We start from the raw sequence: 7,871 nt of genomic DNA, 5'->3' as shown, positions 1-7,871 counted from the left end.
CTCCGGTTGGGGGGCGGGGGGGGGTGGGGGCCCGCACTAAAAGCGAAGCAGTCCGGACACCCAGCCCCGCAGGCCCGCACCCGCAGCCGAACAGCCCCGCGCAGCGGGCACCGCCCGCCGCAGGCGCGACGGCGAGAAGGTCAACAACGTGGGGGGAGCGCCGGCCGCCAGGCCACGGCGGGAAAGCCAACAACGTGGGAGGTCACTGCCGCCGCAAGAGGCGGGACGCCCCCGCGGCCACCGTGGTCGCCAGCACCCACCCCGCCAGGATCAGCACCGCCGCCACCCACTGCGCGCCGCCGCCCGGTTTCCAGGCGGCGTCCTGATTGAGGTCGATCACCGGTAGCAGCAGGTCGAGGGAGTAGAGGTACGCGTTCCAGGGTGGCGCCTCGCCCGCCTTGAGGGGCGGGGGTGGGGACATCGAGAAGTAGATCGTGCCGATCGCCCAGAGCACGGCCATCCACACCGCGGCCCGCCCCGGGCGGTAGCCGTAGGCCACCGTCCAGTCCTGGAGGAACCCCCAGGCCTTCGCCGCCAGCGGCAGGGTCTCGCGGCGGCGTCGCTGTTTGGCCAGCAGCACCTCGCGGGCGTCCGAGTCCTCACCGCTGCGGCGCAGCGAGGCGGCGAGCATCTCGTACGGCTCGGGCGCGTACTCCGGGGTCGCGGCGGCCACCCACTGGAGTCGCTGGGCGAGCGGGAAGTGCCCGCGCGGGATCAGCGTCTCGTACGCGAAGCCGGCCATCCGCAGTCCGCCGAGCCCGGGCCAGCTCGCCGACTTGTCGACGAGGTTGACGACCCGGGCGCCGGCGAGGACCACCCGTCCCCGCTGCGGCCGGTCGCCGAGGAAGCGCAGCTCGGGCGTCTGGATCCGGCGCAGCGAGAGCTCCTGGTCCGACTCCATGATGAAGCGGGCCTGCTCGAAGTCCACGGCGTCGCCGAACCGGCCGTCGTCCAGCCGCATCCCGCCCTCGCACTCGAAGCGCTGCATACGGGTGCCGCGCGGCGGGGTGTGCGTGATGCCGTAGGGGGGAGTGGCGCCGTTGGAGAACGGGGAGCTCGCCAGGCCCGCGGCGGTCAGGTAGAGGGTGCGCTCCACGGTCAGCTGCGGGGCGTTCAGCGCCCGGCGGCCGAAGGGGTTGCTCAGCCGGCTGCCGCGCAGGCTCAGCGACACGCCGACGGTGGCGCCGCGCAGCGACAGCTCGCCGTAGGACTCCAGCATCTCGGCCTGGAGGTCCTGGGCGACGGCCAGGCCGTCCGCGGTGATCGACCGGCCCTGCCGGTCCTTGTGCACCACCGTCTGATTGAGCATCAGGTCCGTGCCTATGTGCGCATCGGTGAGCCGGATGCCGGAGAGCACCACACAGCGCGGCAGATGGAGGTCGCCCTCGGTGTGCAGCCGGGCCGCCTCCAGTCGGGGTATCGCGCAGTTCACCATCCGCAGCGTGGTGAACCGGCTCTCCGGGAGCAGCACCTCCGCCTCGAAGCGGCAGTCCCGCAGCTCCACGAATGGCTTGATCGTGCCGCCCGCAACGTCGAGAGTGTCCGTGATGTACGCCCCGGTGAGCTTCAGGGCCGACACCCGACCCGGCTGCGCCGGCGGACCGTCGAGCAGCAGCAGCGCCACGACCCGGGCCCGCACCCGGCGCTCCGGGCCCCACAGGTGCTGGCCGTGCGGATCGTCGCGTTCCGGGTCGCCGATGTGCAGATCGCAGGTGCTGCCGTTGCGGAAGGCCTGCCACATGCTCCATTCCGCCGACGTCAGACGCAGGCCGGCGGGTGCATCGCCGTCCCTGAGCTCGGTCACTGTCTCCCCCTTACCGTCCCTCGATGTGCCACATCGCGCGCCGCAACCTGTTCGGACGCAGTCCGCGCGTGGTCTTCGCGCGGTGCCGCACGCGTCCCGCAGGTCTCCCCGTACGCCGCTACGTGGCCCTTGCCCGCCCGGTGACTGCTTGAACACGCGTGGTCAGGGCCAACTCCGGTCAACTTCGCGGGGCCGGCCCACGGTGTGCCGGGAGCGGGTACCGCTGTGTATCACTGAGTGATACGGCCGCTCGGGCCCGCGAGCGGGTCTGAGACACTGGGGAGGTGATCTCCCGAATCGATCTGCGAGGTGACGCCCTCCCCGAGGGTGGCGCCCTGCGAGACCTGCTGCCCCGTGCCGAGTTCGACGTGGAAGCCGCCCTGGAGAAGGTGCGGCCCATCTGCGAGGACGTACGCCATCGCGGCACCGCGGCGCTGATCGAGTACGCGCGGCGGTTCGACGGTGTGGAGATCGAGCAGGTCCGGGTGCCCGCCGAGGCTCTCAAGACCGCACTGGAGGAGCTGGATCCGGCCGTCCGCGCCGCGTTGGAGGAGTCCATCCGGCGCGCCCGGATCGTCCACCGCGAGCAGCGCCGCAGCGATGTCACCACCAAGGTCGTCCCCGGCGGTACGGTCACCGAGCGCTGGGTCCCCGTCGAGCGGGTGGGCCTGTACGTGCCGGGCGGCCGCTCGGTCTACCCCTCGTCCGTCGTGATGAACGTGGTCCCGGCCCAGGAGGCCGGCGTCGCCTCCCTGGCCGTGACGTCCCCGCCGCAGGCGGACTTCGGCGGTCTGCCGCACCCCACGATCCTGGCGACCTGCGCGCTGCTCGGCGTGGACGAGGTCTACGCCGCCGGCGGCGCCCAGGCCATCGCGATGTTCGCGTACGGCACGGACGATTGCCCGCCCGCCAACCTCGTCACCGGCCCCGGCAACATCTACGTCGCCGCCGCCAAGCGCCTGCTCAAGGGCCGGATCGGCATCGACTCCGAGGCCGGCCCGACCGAGATCGCGATCCTCGCCGACGACACCGCCGACCCGGTGCACGTCGCCGCCGACCTGATCAGCCAGGCCGAGCACGACCCGATGGCCGCCGCGGTGCTGGTCACCGACTCGGTCGAGCTGGCCGAGCGGACCGAGCAGGAGCTGGCGCCGCAGATCGCCGCGACCCGGCACGTCGAGGACCGGATCGTCCCGGCGCTCTCCGGTCGGCAGTCGGCCATCGTCCTCGTCGACGGCATCGACGAGGGCCTGCGCGTCGTGGACGCGTACGGCGCCGAGCACCTGGAGGTCCAGACGGCCGACGCGGCCGCGGTCGCCGCCCGGGTCCGCAACGCCGGCGCGATCTTCGTCGGTCCGTACGCCCCGGTCTCGCTCGGCGACTACTGCGCCGGCTCCAACCACGTGCTGCCCACCGGCGGCTGCGCCTGCCACTCCTCCGGGCTCTCCGTGCAGTCGTTCCTGCGTGGCATCCACGTCGTGGACTACACCCGCGAGGCGCTGGCCGAGGTCGCGCACCACGTGGTGACCCTCGCCGAGGCCGAGGACCTCCCGGCCCACGGCGCGGCGATCACGGCAAGGTTCGACTGGAAGGTTCCCGGCGGCAAGTGACCGGCATCGACGATCTCCCCATCAGGGACGAGCTGCGCGGCAAGTCCCCGTACGGCGCCCCCCAGCTGGACGTGCCCGTACGCCTGAACACCAACGAGAACCCCTACCCGCTGCCCGAGCCGCTGGTCCGGCGGATCGCCGAGCGGGTGACCGAGGCCGCCCGGCACCTCAACCGCTACCCGGACCGGGACGCGGTGGAACTGCGCACCGAGCTGGCCCGCTACCTCACCCGCACCGGCGGCCACGAGGTCACCAAGGACCAGGTCTGGGCGGCCAACGGCTCCAACGAGGTCATCCAGCAGCTGCTACAGACCTTCGGCGGCCCGGGCCGCACCGCCATCGGCTTCGAGCCGTCGTACTCGATGCACGGGCTGATCTCGCGGGGGACGGGCACCGGTTGGATCTCCGGCCCGCGCAACGACGACTTCACCATCGATGTCGCGGCGGCGAAGGAGGCCATCGCCGAGCAGCGGCCCGACGTGGTCTTCGTCTGCTCGCCGAACAACCCCACCGGCACCGCCGTCGAGGTCGACACGGTGCTCGCACTGTACGAGGCCGCGCAGGCGGCCCGGGCCGACGCCGCCGGAGCACTGGTGGTGGTCGACGAGGCCTACGGCGAGTTCAGCCACCGCCCCTCGCTGCTGCCGCTGATCGAGGGCCGGCCGAACCTGGTGGTCTCCCGGACGATGTCCAAGGCGTTCGGCGCCGCCGGGCTGCGACTGGGCTACCTGGCCGCCGACCCGGCCGTGGTCGACGCCGTCCAGCTCGTGCGGCTGCCGTACCACCTCTCGTCGGTCACCCAGGCCACCGCACTCGCCGCCCTGGAGCACACCGATACGCTGCTGAAGTACGTCGAGCAGCTCAAGGCCGAGCGGGACCGGCTGGTCACCGAGCTGCGGACGATCGGCTGCGAGGTCACCGCCTCCGACGCCAACTTCGTGCAGTTCGGCCGGTTCGACGGCGAGGGAGGCTCGCACGCCGCCTGGCAGGCACTTCTCGACCAGGGCGTCCTGGTCCGTGACAACGGCGTACCGGGCTGGCTGCGGGTCACCGCCGGCACCCCGGACGAGAACGACGCGTTCCTGGACGCGGTTCGCACGCTGTTCAAGGAACGCAGCTCGAAGGAGAACGAGGCATGACCCGCGTAGGACGCGTGGAGCGCACAACGAAGGAAACGTCCGTGCTCGTCGAGATCGACCTCGACGGCAGGGGGGACGTCGACGTCTCGACCGGCGTCGGCTTCTACGACCACATGCTCGACCAGCTGGGCCGGCACGGGCTGTTCGACCTCAAGGTCAAGACCGACGGCGACCTGCACATCGACACCCACCACACCATCGAGGACACCGCCCTCGCGCTGGGTGCCGCCTTCAAGCAGGCCCTCGGCGACAAGTCCGGCATCTACCGCTTCGGCAACTGCACCGTCCCGCTGGACGAGTCGCTGGCCCAGGTGACCGTCGACCTCTCCGGCCGCCCCTACCTGGTGCACACCGAGCCGGAGAACATGGCGCCGATGATCGGCAGCTACGACACGACGATGACCCGGCACATCTTCGAGTCCTTCGTCGCCCAGGCCCAGATAGCGCTGCACATCCACGTCCCGTACGGGCGCAACGCCCACCACATCGTGGAGTGCCAGTTCAAGGCGCTGGCCCGGGCGCTGCGCTACGCCAGCGAACGCGACCCGCGCGCGGCGGGCATCATCCCGTCCACCAAGGGAGCGCTGTAGTCCCCATGAACGGTCTGTCCACCGTCTTCATCCTGGTCGGTCTCTTCCTCCTCGGCGGGGTCTACTCCTTCTGGAAGCAGCAGCTGCCCAAGAGCCTGATCGTGGTGCTGTGCATCGGCTCGGCGATGTGCCTGGCCGCCGGCGTGCTGCGGCTGGAGGTGTGGAATTGACCGCCTCCGCACCCCGTAAGAGGGTCGTCGTCTTCGACTACGGCTTCGGCAACGTCCGCTCCGCCGAGCGCGCCCTGGCGCATGTCGGGGCCGATGTGGAGATCACCGGCGACTACGAGCGGGCGATGAACGCCGACGGGCTGCTGGTCCCCGGCGTCGGCGCGTTCGCCGCCTGTATGCGCGGGCTGACACAGGCGCGCGGCGACTGGATCGTCGGCCGGCGACTCTCCGGCGGCCGTCCGGTCATGGGCATCTGCGTCGGTATGCAGATCCTCTTCGGCCGCGGCATCGAGCACGGCGTGGCGACCGAGGGCCTGGACGAGTGGCCCGGCACGGTCGGCCCGCTCAAGGCCGACGTCGTCCCGCACATGGGCTGGAACACCGTCGAGGCCGCCGAGGGGTCGTGGCTCTTCGCCGGCCTGCCCGCCGACACCCGCTACTACTTCGTGCACTCCTACGCGGTGCACGACTGGGAGCTGGAGACCGGCAACCCGCACATCGCCGCGCCGAAGGTCAGCTGGGCCACCCATGGTGAGCCGTTCGTGGCCGCGGTCGAGAACGGCCCGCTGTGGGCCACCCAGTTCCACCCCGAGAAGTCCGGCGACGCCGGGCTGACGCTCCTGAACAACTGGATCAACACCCTGTGAGCCCCCTGATGCCGAAGCTCGAACTCCTCCCCGCCGTCGACGTCCGCGACGGTCAGGCCGTCCGCCTCGTCCACGGCGAGTCCGGCTCCGAGACCTCCTACGGCGACCCGCTGGAGGCGGCGCTCGCCTGGCAGCGGGCCGGCGCCGAATGGCTGCACCTGGTCGACCTCGACGCGGCCTTCGGCACCGGCGACAACCGCGCGCAGATCGCCGAGGTCGCCCGCTCGATGGACATCAAGGTCGAGCTCTCCGGCGGCATCCGCGACGACGACTCGCTGGCCGCCGCCCTCGCCACCGGCTGCACCCGGGTGAACATCGGCACCGCGGCCCTGGAGAACCCCGAGTGGGTCGCCAAGATCATCGCCGAGTACGGCGAGCAGATCGCGGTCGGCCTGGACGTGCGCGGCACGACGCTGCGCGGCCGCGGCTGGACCCGTGACGGCGGCGACCTCTACGAGACGCTGGCCCGGCTGGACGCCGAGGGCTGCGCCCGCTACGTCGTCACCGACATCAACAAGGACGGCACCCTCCAGGGCCCCAACCTCGACCTGCTGCGGAACGTCTGCGCCGCCACCGACCGCCCGGTCGTCGCCTCCGGCGGTGTCTCGTCGCTCGACGACCTGCGGGCGCTGGCGGGCCTGGTGCCGGACGGCGTCGAGGGCGCGATCGTCGGCAAGGCGCTCTACGCGAAGGCGTTCACCCTCGAAGAGGCGCTGGAGGCCGTCTCCTCATGACGGGTGGCGTACGACGCGTCACGTCCGGCGCACCCCGGGCCGAGGACCCCTGGGCGGAGGCCTTCGGCCGGTCCCGCGCGGTGGAGCTCCCCAACGGCCTGGTGCTGGTCTCCGGCTGCTCCTCGGTCGTCGACGGGGTGGTCGTCGCCGCCGACCCGTACGAACAGGCGCTCACCTCCTTCCAGGCCGCGCTGTCGGCGCTGGAGCAGGTGGGCCTCGGCCGTGACGACGTCGTACGCACCCGTATGTACCTCACCCACGCCCGCGACGTGGACGAGGTCGGGCGGGCTCACAAGGAGCTGTTCGACTCCGTCCGCCCCGTCGCATCCATGATCATCGTCTCCGGCTTCGTGGACCCTCGCCTGGTCGTCGAGGTGGAAGTCGAGGCGTACAGAGAGGCACCCGCACCATGACACTGGCCGTACGAGTCATCCCCTGCCTGGACGTCGACAACGGCCGGGTCGTCAAGGGCGTCAACTTCCAGAACCTGCGGGACGCGGGCGACCCGGTCGAGATGGCGAAGGTCTACGGCGAGGAGGGCGCCGACGAGCTGACCTTCCTCGACATCACCGCCTCCTCCGGCAACCGCGAGACGACGTACGACGTGGTCCGCCGCACCGCCGAGCAGGTCTTCATCCCGCTCACCGTCGGCGGTGGCGTGCGCACCCCCGAGGACGTCGACAAGCTGCTGCGCGCGGGCGCCGACAAGGTGGGCGTCAACACCGCCGCCATCGCCCGGCCCGACGTGATCCGCGAGATCGCCGAGCGGTTCGGCAGCCAGGTGCTGGTGCTCTCCGTCGACGCCCGCCGCACCGACGCCGGCACCCCGTCCGGATTCGAGGTCACCACCCACGGCGGTCGCCGCGGCACCGGCATCGACGCCGTCGAATGGGCCCACCGCGCCGCCGAGTTGGGCGCCGGCGAGATCCTGCTGAACTCCATGGACGCGGACGGCACCAAGGACGGCTACGACGTCGCCATGATCGAGGCGGTCCGCAAGCACGTGACCGTCCCGGTCATCGCGTCCGGCGGCGCGGGCAAGCTCGCCGACTTCGCCCCGGCGGTCGCCGCCGGCGCCGACGCGGTACTGGCCGCCTCCGTCTTCCACTTCGGTGACCTGCGGATCTCCCAGGTCAAGGACGCCCTGCGCGAGGCGGGGCACCCGGTGCGCTGAGGC

The 7,871-nt window shown here is 71.8% G+C and carries 9 protein-coding genes; 8 read left to right on the top strand and 1 reads right to left on the bottom strand.

Annotation, left to right across the window (positions count from 1 at the left end; all coding sequences use genetic code 11):
• Window positions 1–202: 202 nt before the first annotated feature.
• Window positions 203–1,804: an oxidoreductase gene (locus AB0C96_RS29085; protein WP_362921323.1), complete on the bottom strand. Its 1,602-nt coding sequence runs from the start codon at window positions 1,802–1,804 to the stop codon at window positions 203–205.
• Between the two features lie 284 nt (window positions 1,805–2,088).
• On the opposite strand from AB0C96_RS29085, the gene hisD reads away from it, so the two are divergent.
• Genes hisD through hisF form a run of 8 tightly spaced genes read left to right on the top strand, consistent with a single transcriptional unit; the run spans window position 2,089 to window position 7,868 of the window.
• Window positions 2,089–3,414 (top strand): histidinol dehydrogenase, encoded by a 1,326-nt coding sequence (gene hisD / locus AB0C96_RS29080; protein WP_362921321.1) that lies wholly within the window; start codon window positions 2,089–2,091, stop codon window positions 3,412–3,414.
• Window positions 3,411–4,553, top strand: coding sequence for a histidinol-phosphate transaminase (locus tag AB0C96_RS29075; RefSeq protein WP_362921319.1), 1,143 nt, complete (start codon window positions 3,411–3,413; stop codon window positions 4,551–4,553). The genes hisD and AB0C96_RS29075 overlap by 4 nt, the downstream gene beginning before the upstream one ends.
• On the top strand, window positions 4,550–5,143 hold the full coding sequence (gene hisB / locus AB0C96_RS29070; RefSeq protein ID WP_020397738.1) for an imidazoleglycerol-phosphate dehydratase HisB: 594 nt from the start codon (window positions 4,550–4,552) through the stop codon (window positions 5,141–5,143). The genes AB0C96_RS29075 and hisB overlap by 4 nt, the downstream gene beginning before the upstream one ends.
• Before the next feature lie 5 nt (window positions 5,144–5,148).
• Window positions 5,149–5,313 carry a hypothetical protein gene (locus AB0C96_RS29065; RefSeq protein WP_362921317.1) on the top strand — a complete coding sequence of 55 codons (165 nt, stop codon included), beginning with the start codon at window positions 5,149–5,151 and terminating at the stop codon, window positions 5,311–5,313.
• Window positions 5,310–5,960 carry an imidazole glycerol phosphate synthase subunit HisH gene (hisH, locus tag AB0C96_RS29060; protein WP_362921315.1) on the top strand — a complete coding sequence of 217 codons (651 nt, stop codon included), beginning with the start codon at window positions 5,310–5,312 and terminating at the stop codon, window positions 5,958–5,960. The genes AB0C96_RS29065 and hisH overlap by 4 nt, the downstream gene beginning before the upstream one ends.
• Window positions 5,961–5,968: 8 nt before the next feature.
• Window positions 5,969–6,694: a bifunctional 1-(5-phosphoribosyl)-5-((5-phosphoribosylamino)methylideneamino)imidazole-4-carboxamide isomerase/phosphoribosylanthranilate isomerase PriA gene (priA, locus tag AB0C96_RS29055; RefSeq protein ID WP_362921340.1), complete on the top strand. Its 726-nt coding sequence runs from the start codon at window positions 5,969–5,971 to the stop codon at window positions 6,692–6,694.
• Complete coding sequence (locus AB0C96_RS29050; protein ID WP_362921313.1) at window positions 6,691–7,107, top strand: Rid family hydrolase; 417 nt, start codon at window positions 6,691–6,693, stop codon at window positions 7,105–7,107. Before priA ends, AB0C96_RS29050 begins: the two co-directional genes overlap by 4 nt.
• Window positions 7,104–7,868 (top strand): imidazole glycerol phosphate synthase subunit HisF, encoded by a 765-nt coding sequence (hisF, locus tag AB0C96_RS29045; protein ID WP_362921311.1) that lies wholly within the window; start codon window positions 7,104–7,106, stop codon window positions 7,866–7,868. Before AB0C96_RS29050 ends, hisF begins: the two co-directional genes overlap by 4 nt.
• Window positions 7,869–7,871: the final 3 nt, after the last annotated feature.

Source organism: Streptomyces sp. NPDC048506 (assembly GCF_040651315.1).
In the GTDB taxonomy this organism is placed as follows: Bacteria; Actinomycetota; Actinomycetes; order Streptomycetales; family Streptomycetaceae; genus Streptomyces.
This window is presented reverse-complemented; position numbering and strand designations above follow the sequence as displayed.